Source organism: Legionella erythra, from assembly GCF_001467615.1.
Lineage (GTDB): Bacteria > Pseudomonadota > Gammaproteobacteria > Legionellales > Legionellaceae > Legionella_C > Legionella_C erythra.
Genome location: NZ_LNYA01000023.1, coordinates 298,090 through 317,789 on the forward strand (window position 1 = coordinate 298,090; position 19,700 = coordinate 317,789).

Consider the following 19,700-nt stretch of genomic DNA (forward strand, 5'->3'; position numbering starts at 1 on the left):
AAGCTCCAAATAGTTAGTTACTTTAAAATCATCAAGGACTAGTTTCGGAAGTTTCCTTTTCCTCTCTTTTAATTCAATATGTTTATCTAAAAATTGTTTAATTTCGTTTTTTAATTTTTCTGGGAAATCATTTCCACTGCTAATTTCGTATTGGCTGGCAAATTGTTGTATTTTATATTTTAAGAAAGACTTATAATTAAGCCAGTAAGCTAATTTTTCTTCGACGTTCAACAAGCTCTTTGAGTCAGGAATTTCGAATGGTAATTTTCCGTTATAACTGGATAACACTAGCCTTGCCAATTCCATTGACGATAAATGAGGTCTTAACTGTGCTGTTTCAAGTTTAGTTTGCATTTTTTCTCCAGCGAGCCATGAAATCAAAATTATCAGTATTGATAATATATATTCAAATAGAGTTAATTTCAACCAAATGTTGCATCGACATACCTGATATAGGCGCGGATTTTTGGACGAAAAAAAGGTATTTTTAAGAGCTATTCTTCTAAGTATAAGAGGAGAATGGAATGGCCAAAAAGCGAAATTATTACACGGCATCAAAAAAATCAAAAATTGCACTTGCTGCAATTGAAGGCAAACTGACACAAGCTCAGCTGACCAGCGAGTACGGTGTTCATCCTACACAGATTAAAGCCTGGAAGCAAACAGCGTTACAAGCAATATCCGAAGTGTTTTCCAATGCTCGAGACAAGGATAAAAAAGTACAAGCAGAGCTTGTCGATGCTTTATACGAGGAAATTGGGCGGCTTCAAGCACAATTGTCCTGGTTAAAAAAAAAGTGTCCACCTGAGCTTGGATGAGAAACGCAAATTAATTGATAGTGATGCCGAGATAACAATCCGAGAGCAATGCATCCTACTCGGATTGAACGTTTCCAGTTACTATTACAAAGCGTCCCCTATATCGGCAGAAGATGAGCAATTAATGGCGCTGCTGGACGAGCATTATCTCCAATACCCATGTGAAGGTAAAATTAAGCGCGCACAGTGGCTATCTCAAGAAGTTGGTTATCCTGTTGGTAAACGCCGTATCAAGAGACTTATGGAGGTCATGGGGTTAGAAACCGTCTACCCAAAGCCAAATACAAGCGTTCCCAATAAAGAGCACACTGTGTACCCCTATCTATTACGAGATATCGATATCACAAAGCCGGATCAAGTATGGGCAGCGGATATCACCTACGTCCGAATGAAAGGTGGTCACGTTTACTTGCTCGCCATTATGGATTGGTATAGTCGTTATGTGGTTCAATGGGCCGTCTGGTAATCCCCCCATTTTTAACCGATATTAAAAGTAGAGGCTTAAGCCGCCAAAGCTAATTTTTGCCTTGGCGGTATACCACCAATAGCCATGTTAGGTCTTTCGTTGTTATAAGACCATAGCCATTGGGTAGCAAAATCTTGTACTTCAGCGATCGTACTGAATAAATATTGATTTAGCCAATCGTATCTTACTGTCCGATTATATCGCTCAATGTAGGCATTCTGCTGCGGGTTTCCTGGCTGGGTAAATAATAGAGTTATACCCCTTTTATTTGCCCAGTCAGCCAGCAAATGACTGACGTACTCCGGCCCATTATCGCAGCGAATGCTGAAAGGCTTCCCACGCCACTCAATGATTTGATCTAATGCCCTAATCACTCTTTCAGCAGGCAATGAAAAATCAACCTCAATCCCAAGGCCCTCACGATTAAAATCATCGATCACGTGGAAGAGTCGATAGTTGCGACCATTCTGCAGTTGGTCATGCATGAAATCCATCGACCAACATTGATTGATAGCACTGGGCACTGCTAATGCGTCAGGCTTTTCCCTGAACAACCGTTTTTTGGGTTTTATCCGTAAATTCAATTCTAGCTCCCGATAGATGCGATAGACCCTTTTATGATTCCATTTGAAGTGCTTCACATTCCGAAGATACAAATAGCATAAGCCAAAGCCCCAGTTACGTTGTGCGCCAGTCAGGCGCAACAACCAATCGGCAATTTCTTCGTTTTCGTCACTTAACCTTGGCTCGCAGCGATAACATGTTTCGCTGATGCTAAATATTAAGCATGCCACGCGAATGGTAATCTTCTTTTCTTCCACCGTCTTTTGCGCCAATTCCCTGCGGCGCGACGGTGTTACAACTTTTTTTCGAGAACCTCTTTCAATATTTCAGCTTTCAAACGTTCCTCAGCATACATCTTCTTAAGACGAGTATTTTCTGCTTCCAGTTCTTTAAGCCTGGACATCATGGAAACGTCTAAACCACCATATTGCGCCCGCCATTTATAAAAGGTCGCAGAGCTAATCCCATGCTCTCGGCATAGTTCAGGAACTGACAGGCCAATTTCATTTTGCTTTAGGATGGCTATGATTTGAGTATCACTAAATTTTGATCTTTTCATGCAGAATCTCCTGCGCATAGGTTACGAGAAAATTCTACTTTTCACATCAGTCATTTTTTGGGGGGATTACCGGGCTTCAAAAGGAACTGAGAGATCTTGCTCTGCTACTTGATCGATCCCAACTTTATATAAGTGTTAAAGAGCTAGCCCATCTTCCCGCTGCTCTATATGATGATGAATTATCTGAATTTCTATTTGGCTATCTTGATAAATTGGAAAAAGATAAAATAGATAGCGACAACATGAATTATCTAATTACTAGATTTATTGATTTGGGAGAATATATAAAAAGATCAAATGAGGGATTTAAAATAACTAACCTTCTTTTTGATTATGTTAAAACGCATGGAAATACATTAAAAGCAGAGCATATTACAAAATTAGTATTAAGAGGGGATAGTTTTTCTCTAACAGGAATTAATATACTTGGATGCCTTTATGACAACTATTCTGAACATGTTTTAACATTAAAATTAATTGAAAAATTTAAATTCAGTCCAAGTTTACATTATTACTGCTCCATAAGAGAGCGATACATCGATCAACCTAGCCCCTCTTGGATGTCACCGGATAATGACTTAATAGTTGGTAATTTGACTCTTGATCTAAAATCAAGCGATTATTTAAGTAAGTGGGCAAATCGTGGAGACTCCGCATTTTTAAGTTACCTCAAAGAAGTGTGAGAGTAATTGATCCATTGACTTACTTCAAAAATTACTTACTGCCCTAACCTTCCCCAAGGTACTCGCCTTCTTACCCGAAACCACCTCCCCACTCGAAAAATTCACCAACCAAGCTTTGGAAACCCCCGCCTCGGTCGAGCTCCAGTAAAACTCCGGTGCAAAGCTCGATAGGTTATTGCTTTGCAGGTTCTGATACAGTAGTTGCAGTTCGTAGGCTGAGGGCAGGTACCAGTCGCCGTAACAGACGGCATCCGGCGCCACCGGGGTTTTGCAGGGTGTGACGCCATCGCCTAACACCATGAAATTCGCTGCCACCAGGGCTGCAAAGGTTCCCTGCTGATTGTCAGCGGTCTGCTGAGAAATAATTAAGCGGGTATTGGTTTCACCGGCACCAATGCCATCCCCCTGGGCGTTGGTGATTTTGTTGCCGGAATCGCCATTTCGCCATGAAATGCCTTTGTCCAGGGCATCGCGTTTGCTGGCGATAAGGCCATGCTGGCCGGATTCATCCACGTAAAAGACGATGCCGCCGCGGTATTCTTCACCGATAAAATGACGTGCAACCTTGGCTTGAATGACGCTGCCGTTGATTTCAATGCCATCGCCGGCGCTGTAGTGGATGGGTTTGGGTAAGGCATCCACTTTCGCCTGCAGGCTGGTTAAATCAGCACGGAGACTCTGGGTGAGTTGCCGCAGTTCGCTGGTGAAATTGTACAGCACCTGAATGTTGTACCAGATGTTGTCGCTGTCATTGGCAAAGGTAGCCGCGCTAAACAACAGGGGAATGAGTGCGAATAATTTTTTCATGAATTACGTCCTTCTTAGTCTAATGAATCAATGGGTGTGTAGCGAATAAAGGGGTTTAATTGAATCACCTGCTTAGGCACAATCGGGGCTGCCTGAACTCGATTTTTCATGTCCGGGTTTTCATACCAGACGGCCTGCCGTGCCTTGATGGGGGAAGAGCCTGAGCGCAGGATTAAATTGACGTGCGCCGGCATTTTCATCAGCTCATCGGGCCGCATTAGAGGAATGGCCTGATAGCTCACCGTTTTACTGTCGCTGACGCCGTGGTGCTGGTCTGAAACGGAGCGCGACATCACCCGTTTGGTGCGGGTGCCCAGCATTTTGCTGATGAATTCCGCATCCTGAATGTCTTCGGTGGCAAAGGCGATTTTGGTTTTGATGTTGGTAAAGGCGCGCGCCTCGTCATGGCTGTATTTCTCAAAGGTCTGGGCGATGTATTGAAACATCAGCACGCAGCGCACCCGATATTCACGCAAGAGTTTTAAAGAGCGGCGCAAGCGTTCAATGCGGCCCAGCGATGAAAACTCATCAATCAGACACAACAAGGGATAAGGCTCGTCTTTGGGATTGGGGATTTCGCGAATCATCGCCGAAATCAATTGCTGCCAGAACAAGGTAAGCAGTGGCGCTAACCGCTCCATGTCATCATCGCTAAAACCCACGTAAATCGTCATTTTTTTACGGCGTAAATCGCGAAAATCAAAATCACTGCCGCTGGTAGCGGCATCAATGCGGGGGTCGTCAAACAATTCAAAATAGCCGGAAAAACTTTCTAAAATCGAACTGCGTGTTTTCTCATGGTTGTTGATGTAGGAATAGCCATTGCGGTAGAACTCAGGATCAAAATGGTCGGTGGTGTCGAGTTGCTCCTGCAGCCAGGCATCAAAATTCTGCTGTTTTACCAGCCGATTAATTTCCCCTAATGTCAGCGGTCGCTCATTAGCATCCAGGAGATAAAGCACTAAGGCTTTAAAGAGCTTGCGGCTGGCTTGTGTCCAGATGGGATCTTTGCTGTTATCCGGCATTAAAATATGAGCAATGCGTTGAATGTTGGTCATGCGCTCGGTTTTGTCGTTAGCAATCAACGATAAGGGATTAAAGCGATGGGTGCGTCCTTCGGGATGGGCTGGTGCAAAGCAATAACAGGTATGCCCTAACACGTTTTGACGAAAACCGGCGGTGGTTTCATAGAGGGTTAATTTCACATCATTGCAGACGATGGAATGAGGGTAATGCAGCAAGTTGGGAATGGCGATGCTTCGCGTCTTGCCGCTACCGGAGGGGGCAAAGACTAACACGTGTTCAAAGCCGTTGGCATAGAGCGGCGCATCCCATTTTTTACCGATGAGGATACTTTCGTCTTCCGCTTTAAAAAACCCATCCTTTTTCATTTCAAAGCCATTGGCAAAATGAGCCTGCCCCAGCGCTTTACTGGCCGGTCGTAAGCGCTCAAATAAAATGACGCCAATGACCAGTGAAAAAAGAGCAACGGAGGCGGCCATGCACCATTGAAAGTGTATTAAGGCGACCTCATCACGTTGCAGCAAAACCCAAAGGTCGGTGTAAGGCACCCCGTCATAGCCCATAAACAAGGCCACCCCGCCCAAGGCCATCACCACTGCAACACTAAATGAAGCCGCTGCCAGCAGGCTGACGTAACGACAAAACCCGTTTTGATTAAGCCCTACAAGAATCAACAGCGGCAAAACCACCAGTGCGGCCGCAATCGCTAACTCCATGGCAAAGCCATGCTGCCACAAGGTCAGCACGGTAAGCGGCGTTGGCCACTGCGGCAAACCAATGAAGCGCAGGGCAACAAGCCCCATCAGTTCCAGCGTTATTACCATCAACAACGGCCATTTAAGAATTTTCACAGCGTCACTCCGGTTTGGGCTGCCTCTTTAAAATAAACCCAGGTCGCCATGCGTCCTTCTGGCAGGCGCTTCACCTGCACGATGATGTCAATGACTTCGTGGAGCTCGCGCAGAATGTCCTCATCGCGCATGGAGGGCACGTTATTCAGCTTGTAAAGCTGGGTCATGCGCATGAAGGCCACGCGTGGGTTGCTGGCATGAATGCTGGTAATGGAGCCGGCATGCCCCGTGGCACAGGCGCTGACAAAATCAAGCACTTCGCGCCCGCGAATTTCGCCCATGATGAGGCGGTCGGGACGTAGGCGCAGCGAACATTGCACTAACTCCTGCATGGTCACGCCCTTCTCACTGTCGCGGCGCTTTGGAGCCAGGAGATTGACTTGATTGCGATGCGGGGTTATCACCTCGTAAGTGTCTTCCAGGGTAATCAAGCGCTCATGAGCGGGAATGTGATTGCAGCAGGCGTTTAAAAAGGTGGTTTTACCCGAGGAGGTTTCACCGGCAATGACGATGTTTTTTTTAAATTGTACCGCTTGCGCAATAAATTCATCCCACTGCTGCTCATGGTACAAAGCCAATAAAATTTTATCGTCAGCCGTCTGCAGCGTCTCCCTACCGCAATCTAAGTAAAACGGCTTCACCTGCTGATAAAAGCCGCTTTTGGCGTAATCACCTAACGTCCGCACGACTATGGCTTGGCGGCGAATGGACAAGGTGTAATGCTTGGCGGCTGGTGGAATCACCAACTGCACGCGCGAGCCATCCTGTAAATTACCGGACAACATGGGCGAAGCTTCATTTAAACCCTGCTGGTTTTCATTGGCGAGCAGGGTAAACAAATGCTTAAGATGACGGGCAGTCAACACAGGTAGCTGATGGTAGGTCATCTCACCCCGTTGCTCAATAAACACTTCCCCGGGGCGGTTAATAAGAATCTCCGATACCGCTGGATTATCAAGCCAGGGTTTTAACGGGGCCAATAACCCCTCAGAGCCGGGTGCAAACTGACTCATGCACTGGCTCCGACTGCATAGAAATCCAAATCATGGGCGACAAACACGTGAATTTGAGCACCCTGATTAATCGCCAGTGTTGGGCGAATGGCCATGTTGTTTTGCAGGGTCTGACCGGAGGTCTGTTGCAGGCTGCCGGCTAAAGCGGTGCGGTATTGCGATTGCGAATTGTACTGGTCTTGACCGCTCACGCCACTGGTGGCGGTATAAGCGCCTAGAATGGAGAGCAAGGCGCTGGCGCCAAAACGCTCAAAGAAATGGCGGTTGATGTAATCAGCGCCTTGTCCTGAGCGGCCAATGCTGTCCGTACCCGGGCTGTTTAAGGTGATAATGACGCCATTGGCTAACTGCACACGATTCCACACCACGAGAATGCGGCTTTGCCCATCGGCGACACGGGCATTAAATTGCCCGACTAAGGTCGAGCCGCGCGGAATTAAACGATTCTCACCTTCGAGTGAATAGACATCGCGGGTGGTAATGGCACGCACCATGCCGGGTAATTCGGAATGGATGGCGGTTTCTAAAGTCGCCGGAATCATTTCACCGGCCGGTACGGTAAAGCGCGGGTGCGGCAGCTTTTTCGCCATGGCGGTGGTGATGTCGTTTTGCTGATTAACAAACTGCACATCCTGACTGTTGCCGGTTAATACTCCGCTATTGCCCAATTGAACCTTACTGGCGGCATGCGTTGGCGTTTCATCCTCATTAAAAAAGGTGGTGGGCGCATTCATGCGGGCGATGGTGTCTTTGCTTAATGGCGTGCGATGGCGTAAAACCGGAGGCTTCACAGGCTCTGCCTCCGTTTTTTGTTGCAGGGAGGTTTTCATGCGCTCCAGTAGGGCGAGATTTTGTGAGAGGGTTAATTCCTTTTGACTGTGAGGCGTCACTTCTGCCTCTTGTAACTCGGTCTTGGCATGGGGCGTGAACACCATCACCAGCACAATGAAAACAATGCCGGCGAGCAGGTAGGCATTGCTGCGGGTAAAATACCTTTTTTTGTGTTTCTTAGGCGTAACCTGCGATACGTCAGCAACCTTATTGTCTTGATTATCCGTCATGTTTTATCTCCGACCTTGTTTGATTTTGGCAATTTCCAGTGTGTTAAAGACTGAGGCCACCAGCCCACCATTACGCAGGGTAAATTGCGGCGCTAAACGCTGCACCACCAGTACATTGCCCTGACGGCGCGTGTTGACAATGGACTCGCGACCGTCACGACCTTCGACTGCAAAAATGGCCGGCACCGGCTGATTGGCGCGTAGTTCAAAATAGGTAAAGTGGCCATCGTCATAGACGTGTTGGGGTGTAACCTGCGCGTTGCCGCTAAAACGGTAATTCCAGTTGTACACTTTCTTAGGCGCGGCTTTGACGGCGCGGATTTTGGCCTTCGCCTGTTGCAGGGCCTTGCGTTTCGCCTCTTCTTCCTCGGGATAGGTAAACACCACAGCGTAAGTTTTTTGCTGGGCAGGTGCGTCTAATTGAGTAGCACTCACCACCTGAAAATAATACGTGCGCTTCGTGGTAATCACCGTTAAGTTGGTGTTGCTGTTCAACGCCGTGGGCTTGATAAACAGGGTGTTACCCAACTGGCGGTGATGAGTCACCATCCAGCCCGCCGTGTCACCGCCTTCAATGTCGAGAATCACTTCTTTGGGGTTGAATAAAATTTGCGTGGCGGTGAAAGGCGCGGCCTCCACTTTCACCACGTTGTGCTCGTGAAAGGGCACGTGCTTCACCCGTGCATCACTGGCGAAACTGGCCGGAATTTGTTGGGCTTTGGCCATGCAGGCCGTCAGCATCAATAAGGCAATCAAGGGGTATTTCATGCGTGCTTCTCCGTGACTTGAATTTGTTTGCTGTAACGAATGACTTCAAAACCATCCCAGTTTTTCCAGCGCACCTCAGGGTTGGTTGAGGGCTTGACGTAACGCCAGGCAATAAGGGCGTTGTAATGGCTTTGTTCGGCATGGCCGCTGAGCTTGTCCGTGTCGGTAACGGTAAAGGCGACTTCGGCGACATTGTGGTGGTCTTGATGCAGGTCGTCTTTACTGGCAAGCAGGTTATCGAGAAAATGAATACTCACAATGCGCACGTTACGCGAAGCCTGCATGCCCAATCGATTAATGGGCGCCTCCTTATTGGCTTTGGCCTGCTCGTTTAAGTACTCTTTATTCACTGTGGCATTGGAGAGCACGCTCACTAAATCAAACTGGCTGCGATAGGCGCTGACATCAAAGCTTTCACGGTTGGTGATGTAGCGTACCAAATCGCTTTCGACCTGGGCGCGGTCTATTGGCGCCTGGCTTTGCGTTAAGGGTTCAACGGTGGTTAAGCCGTTGTCGTAATGGTGCACCATCAATGGAATTAAGGTCTGGCAATTGGCCAAGACCATCACCGTGATGATGGAGAGCAGGTTAAGCCCCATGCTGCTTAGGAAGGCCACCTGATAGCGGCGGCGTGAGACGTCAATGCGGGCAAAATTGTCATCGGCCCAGCGTTTGGCGTCTTTAAAATAGGATGGATAGTGGTTCTTCATTTGAATTGTCCTTGTGATGGGGTGGAAATCGTTCCTCGCATGGTCTGCATATTGGCGCGCGCACTGTCAGGGGTGGCGGCTTTAACCAGCAGGCTCATTTTCTGCCCCAGCTGCTGAGTGACACGGCCTGAGCCTAAAAAGCCACCAATAAAACCGCCCATCATCGCCGAGCCATTGGCGGTACAACAGGCCCCACCAATGTTTTTGGCAATACCGGTGACTTCCAAAATGGCCATGACACAGAGACAGGCAGCAATGGCAATCGGAATCCAATCCACTGCCGTGACATTCGCCGCATGGGTTTCAAAATGCCCGCCAATCGTCCAGTGCAGCAGGTGCATGGCAAAACCGACCACGGTGGAAACAAACACGAGCACTAAGGAAAAACCCACAATGGTACCCAGCCAGCGGTCAAAAAAAGCACGGGTTTTGTCAAACAGGGTTAAGGGGATAAAAAGCGGCGCGCTGCATAAACAGATGGCGAGCATCAGCTTGGCAATGATGATTTCAAACAAGGCTAAACCGACTACCGCAAGGCCTGCCAGATAAATCATGATGGCGGTAAAAATAGGCCCCCAGTGCTTGAAGGACGCCTTATCCCAAGTCCAGGCGCCCACGCGAATCACTTCAATGAACACCGATTGCAACCCACCATTCACCCCGCTGCCGGTAATCACCGGCACTTTAAACGGCGTGGCATACATAATCACTTCACCGATTTCACTGGCACCCTGCACAAAGAGGGTAACCACGTATTCAGAAAACACGCCCCAATTCATCGCCAGCATATAAACCACGCCAATGCGAAGGAGGTTTTTCTGAAATTCTTCCATCGGGTTTTTAATGAGACCGCGTAAAAGGCCAAAACCCATGAAAATGATGAGCAGGATACAAAGGCTCGCTAACGGCGCACTCAAGGCTTTCGCCAGCGCCTGATAGCCATTAAAAATAAAGGCTTTGGTGAGTTCATCAATGTGGTTAGCCAGTTTTAAAATGATGTTGGCATAGGTGGGCGTATCCATGCTTATCCTTCCAGACTGTTAAAAAACACGTTTTGATAGTCGATAGCGATTTCAGCAAAGAGGGTTGGATCGGTTAATTGCATCAGGGTGACGCCTTTTAATTGCGGCAACTGCCTTGCGGCGTGCAGCATTTCATTAAAAAAAGTGTCGCAGGATAAGGCGTGCTGGTCGTTGCTGCCCATGCAACTTAAATAAAAGCCGCCACCGGGTGAGTGAAATACCTGCATGGCTTTTTCCGCCGCGCGGGAAGCGGTGAGCAGCGATTTGATTTGCTCATGCTTAGGCATTCGTTTAAGCGGGTTGTCATGGCAGGCGGTTAAAAAACCAACCAGGCACAGCAGGAAGGCGAATTGTTTCATGAGGCTCTCCTTAATCAACATTAATCGGGGTTTGTGGGCAAAAGCGGCCGTAATCAGGGCACGGGGTGGTTAAATCCGGCGGTTTGCTGCAGGCGGATAACAGTAAAAAGCCCAGGGATAAAAACAATAAACGCATGAGTCTCTCCTTATTAATCAGGCAGGGTATTAAAGCGCACACTGTCGTTATCCATCGCCAAATCATTGCTGCCCCCTTGGGCGGCCTGCTGGCTTAACAGTGTTTGCAGCTTTAAGTTCTCGGTTTGGATGTAGGCAATTTCCGCTAAAAGCCGTGAATTTAAATCAACGGCGGCCTTGGTGTTGACCGCTTTATCGATGTGATTGGATAAATCATGAATGGCTTTTAAATGGCGGTTGACTTCGTTAAAGGCATAAGTCGCCTGCACGCTCACCGCCTGATTGACGGCCACGTTGTTTTTGTATTGTGTCAGGCGCTCACTGGATGCCCCTTTGCGGTAGGTGGCGTCATCTAAAATCACGTGATTTTTTTGATAGGCGTTGACTAATTCCTGATAACGCGCGGGGTTGCCGCCGGCGATGTTATGCAGGGCATCCTCCCAGGTGTTGGCCGACCATTGCCGCGCGTTTAAATCCGCCGCACTGTTGGCGAGTCCGCCAAAACCATAATGGCCGCTGTTAAATTGTTTCAGTTGTTGAATGCCTTCTAACTGCGATTGGGCGGTGGTGTAGGTTTGGCTAAGCAATTGGTATTGGCTTCGCAGTTGTTCCAATTGCTCGATGGCCTTAACGAGCATGGCGGCATCGGCGACACTTAAGATGTCAGCATAAAGCGGCATGGATAACAGGCTTAATAACAGCATCGCGTAGCGTTTCATCAGGCACTCCTTTCTAAAAAGACCGGCAGCCACTGTTCGGGCTTGCTTCCCACTTCAGCGATAATGGCATCGCATAAGGCAACACTTTTCTGGTTGCCAGAAAACACTCGGATTTCATCGCGCAAATCACTTAAATCCAGTTTACAAAGCAGTGATTCATGCCCCTGTTTGTAGAGAAACAAACGAGACTCTGGCGTTAAGCCTTTGGATGTTGTCGTATTCGGTGGGGGTTAATTGCAGATGGTTTAAGTAGGTGTCGGCATTGGCGGCTTGATTGGGGAAGTAAACGGTGGTGGCCAAGTTAGTTAAAATGACATTGGCAATGCTTGATTGCACCACGCTTTCCGGGGTCTGCGTCATGAAAATGAAATGACCGTTTTTCTTACGGATGGTGGCAAGCCAGCTTTTTAAATGCTTTAACCAAAACGGCGAATGAAGTACCTGCCAGGCTTCATCGATAATAAACGAGGTTAAGCGACCATCAAGGCACTGACGCATGCGGTGTAAGAGATACAGATAAACGGGTGTTGAAATCAGTGAGGAGACTTCATCCATCAAATAAGTGATGTCAAAACCCACCTTGTCAAAATCAAAATTGAGCGCATCCTCGGTATGGTCAAACAGCCAGGCGAATTCACCGTCAGTCGCACTGCCGTTGCCTTTCAACCAGCGGCGAAGCTCTGGCCAGCGGGCGAAATCCATGGGCAGTAATTGGCTGACGTTGGATAAGGTGCGGTAACACGGTTGTAAGTGCTCAAAAGCGTAATCCACGCATTCGTTGATGGTTTCGGTAAGCGTACTCGGCAAATCGTCTTCATGAGGTTGTCTTATCAGTTGCGCAAACCAGTCTTTAATGAAACTGCGATTGGCCGGGCTATCCGGCAATTGCAGCGGATTCATGCGCACGTGGTGAGCGGGTGAAATCACGGTGTAGGCACTTTTGTCACTGCTTAATACATAAATCTTGGACGCCTGGTCGCGGTCTAAGAAGAAACTGCGATGACCGTAGCGCTCCATTTGCGCATCCATGAAAGCCACCAGGGTGTTTTTACCGGCATTGGTGGCGCCGAAAATGGCGGTGTGGCCTTTGGCGGGATTCGTCAGAGACGATTGGCTGTGGTAATTAAAATACACCGGTGTTTTTGAGGGGGTTTCGAGCAGGGTCACGGCACTGCCTAAGTGGTTGCCATCGCGAAAGCCGGTTTTAAAATTATGCAGGGAACAAAAGCTCACGAAATTAGGGGAGGTAATGAGCGAGGCACGGGCAATAAACGAATGGTTCGTAGGAATTTGCGCCCAAAAAGCCGGCTCTAAACCTAAACGTTCGCGCACCAGCGTCATGTCGACCTGGGCATACAGGTTTTCGGCTTCGCGAATGCGTTGTTCTAATTGGGCCGCATCACGACTTAACAGCATTAAGGTATTGTGATGGTAGCCTAAGCGCGCGTTATCACTGGCTAAATCATCCTCCAAGGTTTCCAGGGCTTGAATCTGGCTGACACCTAAATCATGGGCATTGACCAGCTTACCGCGTTTTTTGTGGATGGCTTTTAAGGCCGCATCGCGGGGAATGGGGGCAAAGGTGTGGGTGATGACGAATTCGGCATCGAGTTGCAATAAGGGGTCGAGCATCAAGGCATGCGTGTGCTTGCCGTATTTTTTAATCGAAAGCATCGCGCCAAAACGCTTGTCCTCATCGGCATTGCCTTGAAACTGAATGGCGTTTCCAAAAAATAATTGCTTACGGCTTAAATACTGGCCGATATGGCCTTCGGGATAGAGGCTTTCGCTGACCCATGTATCGGGTAAACTACTGCTAATCGGTGGGCAAAAGGTCGGATAGGACAAGGTGGCTGCGTCACCCCCATTCACCCATAGCCCTAAAAAGGCCATGAGTTCGCTATAACCTAAGTACTCATCCTGTGCCCCTAAACGGTGTACGCCAAAGGCTGACAAGGCGGTTTGCAGGCTATCCATTTGTTGATTAAGGAGCAGAATTTGCGCGTCACGGTGGGCCATTTTGTAGTCAAGGTGGCGGGCGGCATTTAATTGTTCAAACCAATTCAACGAACGGGCCGTGCGGCTGGAATCGTCACCTTTAAGGATTAAGGTCATGTAAATGACATTGCGATAAAGGGCTTTGCCGACAAAACGGGCGTGGTATTTGTCATTCACCTGCCAGGCAAAACGCGATTGAAAATTGCCGCCTAAAGGAAGGCTCTCTTTTTTGCGATGCACGGTGACATACACCATGAAACGCTCATCAACACTTAGCAAGGCTTGATGCAGGCGCTCGTTCATGTGATTGAGAAAATCAGGGTTTTCTGTCACAAAAGGAATACCGGCGATTTGCAGGGTGGCGCCTAACAAGCCATGATGTGATTCAAACACCGTGGGTGAGTTGAAATGGGTAATGGGAAACACGCGCGACACCGGGGTTTCATTACGCACTTGTTTTAAGGCGTTAAAAAGGCTCATAGGCGCGCACTCCCCAAAGCGTGTGATTAGGTAAAGCAGGCAACAGCGTGAAACGCTTAAACACCAGCGCAAACAAATGGGGGTCTTGACGACAAACCAGCCAGCCGAAAACATGCGTTGGCAAAAAAATCAGCCCGTACAGCGGATTGAAGGCAATGAAAGCACACATGGACATCATGAGATTTAAGAGGTGATACTCGTAGGTCACCCCAGCGGTCATGGCCGGGCGCGTTAACGCACCAAAGAGGATGTGTTGTTGAATGGCTTCCATGATTTAGCTCGCCAGTTGGCCGTAGATGGTAGTGCCGCCAAAGATAATGCCTAAGCCGACTAAAATAATGACGAAGCGCTCTTTAGGGAATTTTTGCTTTTCCAGGCAAAGATAACCGCAACCAATAATGACCAATATGCCAATCAATCGAGCTATGGACCCCTGAAAAAACCTAATGCCACCATCAAGAACACTTTCAAGGTCCGTAGCAAAGCTAGTGGTGGGGGCTAAGACAAGCCCCCACAGGAGATGTTGATGCAGACGGGCTATCTTTTTACCTAAACGATGCATGATCACGTTCCTTCCCTATTTTCTGAGAGCCAATTGCGGCAGTTGGGCATAAGCTAATTTGCGCTTATAAATTTCTTCGCGATCAATTTCTATTTCTTCGGGAGCAGAGAAGCCGAGAGCAACCTGCCCTCCCTTCTGACGCAGTACGGTAATTTTAATTTTCCCTTTGTCGATAAAAATTTTTTCACCTAACTTGCGGGTCATAACTAACATGGAATGTCTCCTTTTGAGGTTTAGTGTTTTAACAGGGCGTACAGGTTTTGAATGTGTTTTAAGGCGATTTTGGTATCGATGCGTTGTTGTAGTTCCGCCTTTGCCGAGCAGAAGTCATTGCGCCTGACGCTGGCTTTACAGCGCTCAATGAACTGTGGCAGCGTGGGTGGGAAGTTACTGTTTTCACGAAAGTAAAACAAAGCGTCCTTCAAGACCGTGTTGTCGAAGCGATGAAGTCCTTCCGACCATTCTTTTTTCGCCATGTTCAGCATCGATTCGGTTTTGAAGCAGCTCCACCACACATAGCCGTAAATGCTGCCTAAGCGGCTAAACAGCGTGTCAATGCGTTTGTCGTAGTGGTTAGGTTCCTTTTCGCAGGTAGACGACATTGGATGTTTCTCCCGAGGCATGAGAGGGGTCGTCGAATTCGAAGTTGACGTTGTCGAAGTGATGCCAAATGCCTTGGCTTTGATTTTGGGATCGAGTAAATCCTTGACGGGTTTCATGGGGTGACTCCTTGTGGTTGATTGCGGGTAATGTTTCATTCCAGCCCTGCTGGCTAAGCCAGTTGGCAGGATATTTCCAGGCAGGAACCCACTGGCCATTGGCGGTGAGTTCGTTGCGGTGATTGATTTGCGCTTTTAGGGCATGAAGGATTTTCTGGCAAAGGGTTTCATCGGGGTTTAAGCACTGGAACGCTTCCCAGGCTTTCTCCCGGTTTTGTTGCTGTGGATAAAGCGACCAGAATTGCTCGAATTGGGATAATAAAAAAAATAATAAATAATCTTTATTATGAGGTATGACGGCTTTTGCCATTTTACCTGTGTCGGCTTTCGCCGCTTCACTCGCTGAAAACCCAGTGCTGGCGTGGTTATTTGCGTTATCCACAGTGACGGCTAACTGTGACGGGTTTGTGACGGCTTTATTTTGGACGGAGTAAGGCTTGTTTGCTAAAGGGCATTTTAAAATAAGTTGCTGAGCTTCGGATTGAACCTCAATCAGGCCAGCACGTTCTAAGCCATCAATCGCCCGGCGAACCTGTGCGCGTGAAAAAGACGTGGCTTTGATGCCAGGATGCGGTTCAATGTAGAGTTGTTCAGTCAGCGATTGATAGCTTATCCCGCGCTTTAATCCAACCGTGCCGGTTTTTACATCCATATACGGCCTAATCCCTCTTAAGTAGACCAACTGCTGGATATGAGGCAGTCCGTACAGTCGATCCAGTTCATCTTTATTAATAAGTAAATCCATTGCTTTCTCTACTCTTTCCATGTCTGCCATACAGCTTGATTTTGTTTGTATACTCAAATAAATTGAGTATTTGCTAAATTCATTAAGAACAGGCCAGCATTATTGACAATGAGGATTGCTCACAGGTATGACGCTTCTTCTGTGCCATAATACGTATATAATAAACAATATTATACCTATTACACGTATATGTAAATGGATTTATACCTGTTTCCGGTATCTATAAAGGTTGATCTATGATAGAAATTAATAGTAATACTCAAAAAATAAGCGTTGGGCGTCGTATTAAAATGGTACGAAATTTGGCTGGCATATCACGTAAGGATTTAGAGAGTAAATATGGTATTAGTATGCATACTCTGCAATCATGGGAATTAGGTAGAAACCCACTGACAGAAAAAACAGCCTCTAAATTAATCGAAATACTTCATGATGCTGGGGTAACCTGCTCTGTACAATGGCTTTTAGACGGTGCAGGTAAAAGCCCTACTTTATTTACTTCAGAATTTATGCCTTATCCTGCACTAGATAAAGATATTGCACCTTTACTTAGTCAAGAAAGCGCTATTCAAAAAGAAATTGAATTTTTTAAAACGAACAATCCCAATGCCATTGTTATTATGGTTTCTGATGACACAATGGAACCCACCTATTCAAAAGGTGATTTTGTAGGAGGTATTCAATATATGAATACATCTGATATTGAGGAATGTATAGGCCATGATTGTGTTGTTGAAATTAGCGAAGGTATTTATTTTCGCCGTTTGATAAAAAGGACAAATGGATATGCTTTAGTCTGCTTGAATTCTCAGACCGAAGTTGAAGAACCCGTTATTTTTTCTAAGAAAATTCTTGCAGCCACTCCAATTATTTGGCATCGATGGAAATTAAAATCTGATTAAGCTTTTCATTAAGGGATAATATTATGATCGATTTATACTACTGGCCTACTCCAAACGGTCATAAAATTACAATATTCCTGGAAGAAGCTGGCTTATCCTATAATCTCATTCCAATAAATATCTTCACAGGTGAACAATTTGCTGAAGATTTTTTGAAAATATCACCGAATAACAGAATACCGGCAATTGTTGATCATGCTCCTAAAATCGCCGGTAAACCTATAGCCATTTTTGAGTCCGGTGCAATTCTACTTTATTTGGCAGAGAAAACAGGACAATTTTTACCACAAGATATACATGCTCGTTATGAAGTATTGCAATGGTTGTTTTGGCAGGTTGGCGGATTAGGACCCATGGCGGGGCAAAATCATCATTTTAGCCATCATGCTAAAGAGTTAACTTACGCTGTGGATCGATATGTTAGAGAAACAGCCAGATTATACGGCGTCCTTAATAAGCAATTAACGGGTCGCGAGTTTATAGCAAATGAGTATTCAATTGCTGATATGGCTTGCTATCCCTGGATTGTCTCTCATGAAAAGCAACAGCAAAATTTAGATGAATTTCCACATTTAAAACAATGGTTTTTAGGGATTAAAGCACGACCCGCATCGCAACGTGCATATAATAAGGCCAACGACCTCAATATAGAGCCCATCTTAACAGAAGAAGCTAAACGAATATTATATGGTCAAAGTGCAAAAACACTTAAAGAGTAATTATTGACCGTATCACAATGCCCAATTTATTTTTTCAACCGCTTTAATTTTATACTCAGGTGCTAAATGGGCATATCTTAAGGTCATTTTGATATCAGAATGACCTAATAACTCTCTAACAGTATTCAAATCCACGCCAGCCATAACCAGTTTACTAGCAAAATGATGACGCAAATCATGCCACCTAAACTGAGTGATTTGAGCTTTTTCTAAAAGAGAAGCCCATGATCTTTTTACGTGATTAAATGGCTGATTATTTTTACTGGGGAACATAAGCCCTTTTTTAGAAACGCTCTTTTGATATAGTTGTTTCACGATATGGTATGCTTCATCATTCAACGGAATGAAACGAGAACTACCATTTTTTGTAACTTCGCCACTTAATAAAATTGATCTCTCAACTAGATTAACCATTTCCCAAGTTAAATTAAATAATTCTCCTCTTCGCAAACCAGTATTAATAGAAATAAGTACCATAGGCATTAAATAGTCGAAATACTCTTCCTGCTCAAACTCAGGGTATAAAGAGTAGCCACGAGCTTTGCGCCATTGATTGGCATTTATTCTCTCCTGTTTTAACTGATTTTCTCTATCCTGCAATGCCTGTCTCAGATAAGACTCTTCATCAATGGATAAATATCTCACCTTTGGGGAACGATCAATTTTAAATTGTTTTAAATTTTTTAAAGTATTCTCTTTTAAAAAGCTCCATTCCACCGCTTTTGTAATAACAGCTTTAAGCGTAGTGATGTTACGATTAATAGTGGCTTGAGCGGTGCCCTCATTTAAACGTTTTACGCGCCATTGCTCTAAAAGTACCGGTGTAATTTCTGCTAAAGGTTTTGGATACATTGCTTTAAAACACCGCTGCAGAGCAGCCAGTGTCTCCTCTCCTCTTTTATGATGAGCCAGAACCCAAGGCTTATATTCATTTTCAATAAATTCCTGCAGCGTCTTTGGTTTATTGACCCCCTTTTGGGCAGTAGGCTCAATCCCTTTATGAACATTATTTAATATTTCAAGAGCCTTTTCTCGAGCTTGTGCTGCAGTAATAACTCCAACAGTTCCTATATTAATTTTTTTGCCTCTTTTATATTGGCAAACATAACGCATGGTTCCTGAGGGGAAAACCCTTACCATAAAGCCTTTTAAATCCAGATCGTGAACCTCATACTCTTTTTCTGCAGGGATTAGTTTTTTAATAAGTGTATTATTAATTTTCAATTTCATTTATCCAATCACCTTTGATCCGCTAATTGTCGTAGTATTTCAGCACCCTTCTTCATATAACTCTCCAGAACCTCATGTGTGCAATTGTGCTTAAACGACTCAACAAAACCAAATTCCCTCAAACAATTTCGTTTATATTTTGAAATCCAGCCAATTGCTTTAAATATGTCGTTGAATTTTCGACGTAATTCAGCAATACACTCTTGAGATGTTTCAGCGTTTTTAAATTTCCAGATTGGCTCATGATGAAACAGACGATTTCTAATTAGCCTTATTTCCTCAAATCGCTTGGAAATATTCTTTCTATCATCATGCCCTCTTGCATAATGGGGGAAAACCGAAGAAATTAAGTCAGGCCACAGTCGATTTGGATTAAATTGATCAGTGTATGTTTTTTGTTTTATTAAATTTGTCCAAAATCCAAATGTTAATCCTGCAACAATGTCTGATGCTCTTACTTGCCTAAATCTACGATGCAAATCATTTTTGGTATCTTGAAGAATTGATTGTGACTTACCATCAGTTACAACGATATCGAACCAAAATTCATTCTCAAATTTCTTGGTGGCTGCGTGATGAATTGAATTACGTAATGCAACTTCTACTGAGTGTATGAAGGGATACAATGCCTGACATATTAATAAATTCCAATGATAAGCCCCTATAATATCCGTATCCACTTTGCTTGGACATAATATTTCATAGCTTGTCAGCCTATCTATTGATAATGCACTTATATATTCTTCCATACAAAGTCCTGTTGCATCAAATTAGTATGGTTATCCCG

Annotated in this window: 26 protein-coding genes; 5 read left to right on the forward strand and 21 right to left on the reverse strand. The window is 45.7% G+C overall.

The window, feature by feature from the left end:
- The coding region (locus Lery_RS15520; protein ID WP_193392304.1) for a hypothetical protein at positions 1-354 on the reverse strand (354 nt) is incomplete at its 3' end.
- Positions 355-524: 170 nt separating this feature from the next.
- Here Lery_RS15520 and Lery_RS06315 point away from each other — a divergent pair.
- A complete protein-coding gene (locus Lery_RS06315; protein WP_058526406.1) occupies positions 525-818 on the forward strand; it encodes a hypothetical protein in 294 nt (97 codons plus the stop codon).
- Positions 811-1,284, forward strand: a complete 474-nt coding sequence (locus Lery_RS06320; protein WP_082657143.1) for a DDE-type integrase/transposase/recombinase — start codon at positions 811-813, stop codon at positions 1,282-1,284. The genes Lery_RS06315 and Lery_RS06320 overlap by 8 nt, the downstream gene beginning before the upstream one ends.
- A gap of 35 nt (positions 1,285-1,319) precedes the next feature.
- Here the strand turns inward: Lery_RS06320 and Lery_RS06325 are convergent.
- Positions 1,320-2,407, reverse strand: a protein-coding gene (locus Lery_RS06325; RefSeq protein ID WP_131751180.1) for an IS3 family transposase whose coding sequence is annotated in 2 segments (ribosomal slippage) — positions 1,320-2,146 and positions 2,146-2,407 — 1,089 coding nt in all. Because the reading frame shifts where the segments join, the coding sequence is not laid out codon by codon here.
- A gap of 212 nt (positions 2,408-2,619) precedes the next feature.
- On the opposite strand from Lery_RS06325, the gene Lery_RS15255 reads away from it, so the two are divergent.
- Positions 2,620-3,090 (forward strand): hypothetical protein, encoded by a 471-nt coding sequence (locus tag Lery_RS15255; protein WP_131751181.1) that lies wholly within the window; start codon positions 2,620-2,622, stop codon positions 3,088-3,090.
- 24 nt (positions 3,091-3,114) lie between these two features.
- Here Lery_RS15255 and Lery_RS06335 read toward each other — a convergent pair whose 3' ends face one another.
- The 17 genes from Lery_RS06335 to Lery_RS06405 are packed head-to-tail and all read right to left on the reverse strand — an operon-like array spanning position 3,115 to position 16,062.
- The gene (locus Lery_RS06335; protein WP_058526409.1) at positions 3,115-3,897 is read right to left on the reverse strand and encodes an Lcl domain-containing protein; all 783 of its coding nucleotides are present in this window, start codon (positions 3,895-3,897) and stop codon (positions 3,115-3,117) included.
- Positions 3,898-3,911: 14 nt separating this feature from the next.
- On the reverse strand, positions 3,912-5,771 hold the full coding sequence (locus Lery_RS06340; protein ID WP_237759161.1) for a type IV secretory system conjugative DNA transfer family protein: 1,860 nt from the start codon (positions 5,769-5,771) through the stop codon (positions 3,912-3,914).
- Complete coding sequence (virB11, locus tag Lery_RS06345; protein ID WP_058526410.1) at positions 5,768-6,784, reverse strand: P-type DNA transfer ATPase VirB11; 1,017 nt, start codon at positions 6,782-6,784, stop codon at positions 5,768-5,770. The genes Lery_RS06340 and virB11 overlap by 4 nt, the downstream gene beginning before the upstream one ends.
- Positions 6,781-7,845 carry a TraB/TrbI/VirB10 family type IV secretion system protein gene (locus Lery_RS06350; RefSeq protein WP_058526411.1) on the reverse strand — a complete coding sequence of 355 codons (1,065 nt, stop codon included), beginning with the start codon at positions 7,843-7,845 and terminating at the stop codon, positions 6,781-6,783. Before Lery_RS06350 ends, virB11 begins: the two co-directional genes overlap by 4 nt.
- A gap of 3 nt (positions 7,846-7,848) precedes the next feature.
- Positions 7,849-8,613, reverse strand: coding sequence for a P-type conjugative transfer protein VirB9 (gene virB9, locus Lery_RS06355; RefSeq protein ID WP_058526412.1), 765 nt, complete (start codon positions 8,611-8,613; stop codon positions 7,849-7,851).
- A complete protein-coding gene (locus Lery_RS06360) occupies positions 8,610-9,323 on the reverse strand; it encodes a VirB8 family type IV secretion system protein (RefSeq protein WP_058526413.1) in 714 nt (237 codons plus the stop codon). Before Lery_RS06360 ends, virB9 begins: the two co-directional genes overlap by 4 nt.
- The gene (locus Lery_RS06365; RefSeq protein ID WP_058526414.1) at positions 9,320-10,345 is read right to left on the reverse strand and encodes a TrbL/VirB6 family protein; all 1,026 of its coding nucleotides are present in this window, start codon (positions 10,343-10,345) and stop codon (positions 9,320-9,322) included. The genes Lery_RS06360 and Lery_RS06365 overlap by 4 nt, the downstream gene beginning before the upstream one ends.
- A 2-nt stretch (positions 10,346-10,347) precedes the next feature.
- Entirely contained in the window at positions 10,348-10,704 is a 357-nt protein-coding gene (locus Lery_RS06370) for a hypothetical protein (protein ID WP_058526415.1), read from the reverse strand.
- Positions 10,705-10,714: 10 nt separating this feature from the next.
- Positions 10,715-10,840: a T4SS-associated protein LvhB7 gene (gene lvhB7, locus Lery_RS15790; protein ID WP_272946888.1), complete on the reverse strand. Its 126-nt coding sequence runs from the start codon at positions 10,838-10,840 to the stop codon at positions 10,715-10,717.
- 13 nt (positions 10,841-10,853) lie between these two features.
- Positions 10,854-11,558, reverse strand: a complete 705-nt coding sequence (locus tag Lery_RS06375) for a type IV secretion system protein (RefSeq protein ID WP_058526416.1) — start codon at positions 11,556-11,558, stop codon at positions 10,854-10,856.
- On the reverse strand, positions 11,558-11,740 hold the full coding sequence (locus tag Lery_RS15620) for a hypothetical protein (RefSeq protein WP_237759162.1): 183 nt from the start codon (positions 11,738-11,740) through the stop codon (positions 11,558-11,560). Before Lery_RS15620 ends, Lery_RS06375 begins: the two co-directional genes overlap by 1 nt.
- A complete protein-coding gene (locus Lery_RS06380) occupies positions 11,715-14,036 on the reverse strand; it encodes a VirB4 family type IV secretion/conjugal transfer ATPase (protein WP_237759163.1) in 2,322 nt (773 codons plus the stop codon). The genes Lery_RS15620 and Lery_RS06380 overlap by 26 nt, the downstream gene beginning before the upstream one ends.
- Positions 14,023-14,307: a VirB3 family type IV secretion system protein gene (locus tag Lery_RS06385; protein WP_058526417.1), complete on the reverse strand. Its 285-nt coding sequence runs from the start codon at positions 14,305-14,307 to the stop codon at positions 14,023-14,025. Before Lery_RS06385 ends, Lery_RS06380 begins: the two co-directional genes overlap by 14 nt.
- 3 nt (positions 14,308-14,310) lie before the next feature.
- The gene (locus tag Lery_RS06390; protein ID WP_058526418.1) at positions 14,311-14,598 is read right to left on the reverse strand and encodes a TrbC/VirB2 family protein; all 288 of its coding nucleotides are present in this window, start codon (positions 14,596-14,598) and stop codon (positions 14,311-14,313) included.
- Positions 14,599-14,613: 15 nt separating this feature from the next.
- Positions 14,614-14,811 (reverse strand): carbon storage regulator, encoded by a 198-nt coding sequence (locus Lery_RS06395; protein ID WP_058526419.1) that lies wholly within the window; start codon positions 14,809-14,811, stop codon positions 14,614-14,616.
- A 20-nt stretch (positions 14,812-14,831) separates the two neighbouring features.
- On the reverse strand, positions 14,832-15,200 hold the full coding sequence (locus Lery_RS06400) for a hypothetical protein (RefSeq protein ID WP_058526420.1): 369 nt from the start codon (positions 15,198-15,200) through the stop codon (positions 14,832-14,834).
- Positions 15,172-16,062, reverse strand: coding sequence for a hypothetical protein (locus Lery_RS06405; RefSeq protein WP_058526421.1), 891 nt, complete (start codon positions 16,060-16,062; stop codon positions 15,172-15,174). Before Lery_RS06405 ends, Lery_RS06400 begins: the two co-directional genes overlap by 29 nt.
- 236 nt (positions 16,063-16,298) lie before the next feature.
- Here Lery_RS06405 and Lery_RS06410 point away from each other — a divergent pair, with 236 nt between their 5' ends.
- Positions 16,299-16,964 (forward strand): XRE family transcriptional regulator, encoded by a 666-nt coding sequence (locus Lery_RS06410; RefSeq protein WP_058526422.1) that lies wholly within the window; start codon positions 16,299-16,301, stop codon positions 16,962-16,964.
- A 23-nt stretch (positions 16,965-16,987) separates the two neighbouring features.
- Positions 16,988-17,683 (forward strand): glutathione S-transferase N-terminal domain-containing protein, encoded by a 696-nt coding sequence (locus Lery_RS06415; RefSeq protein ID WP_058526423.1) that lies wholly within the window; start codon positions 16,988-16,990, stop codon positions 17,681-17,683.
- 12 nt (positions 17,684-17,695) lie between these two features.
- Here the strand turns inward: Lery_RS06415 and Lery_RS06420 are convergent, their stop codons facing one another.
- Together Lery_RS06420 and Lery_RS06425 are read right to left on the reverse strand one after the other, a co-directional pair.
- Positions 17,696-18,913 carry a site-specific integrase gene (locus tag Lery_RS06420; RefSeq protein ID WP_058526424.1) on the reverse strand — a complete coding sequence of 406 codons (1,218 nt, stop codon included), beginning with the start codon at positions 18,911-18,913 and terminating at the stop codon, positions 17,696-17,698.
- A gap of 8 nt (positions 18,914-18,921) precedes the next feature.
- Complete coding sequence (locus Lery_RS06425; RefSeq protein WP_058526425.1) at positions 18,922-19,662, reverse strand: Abi family protein; 741 nt, start codon at positions 19,660-19,662, stop codon at positions 18,922-18,924.
- Positions 19,663-19,700: the final 38 nt, after the last annotated feature.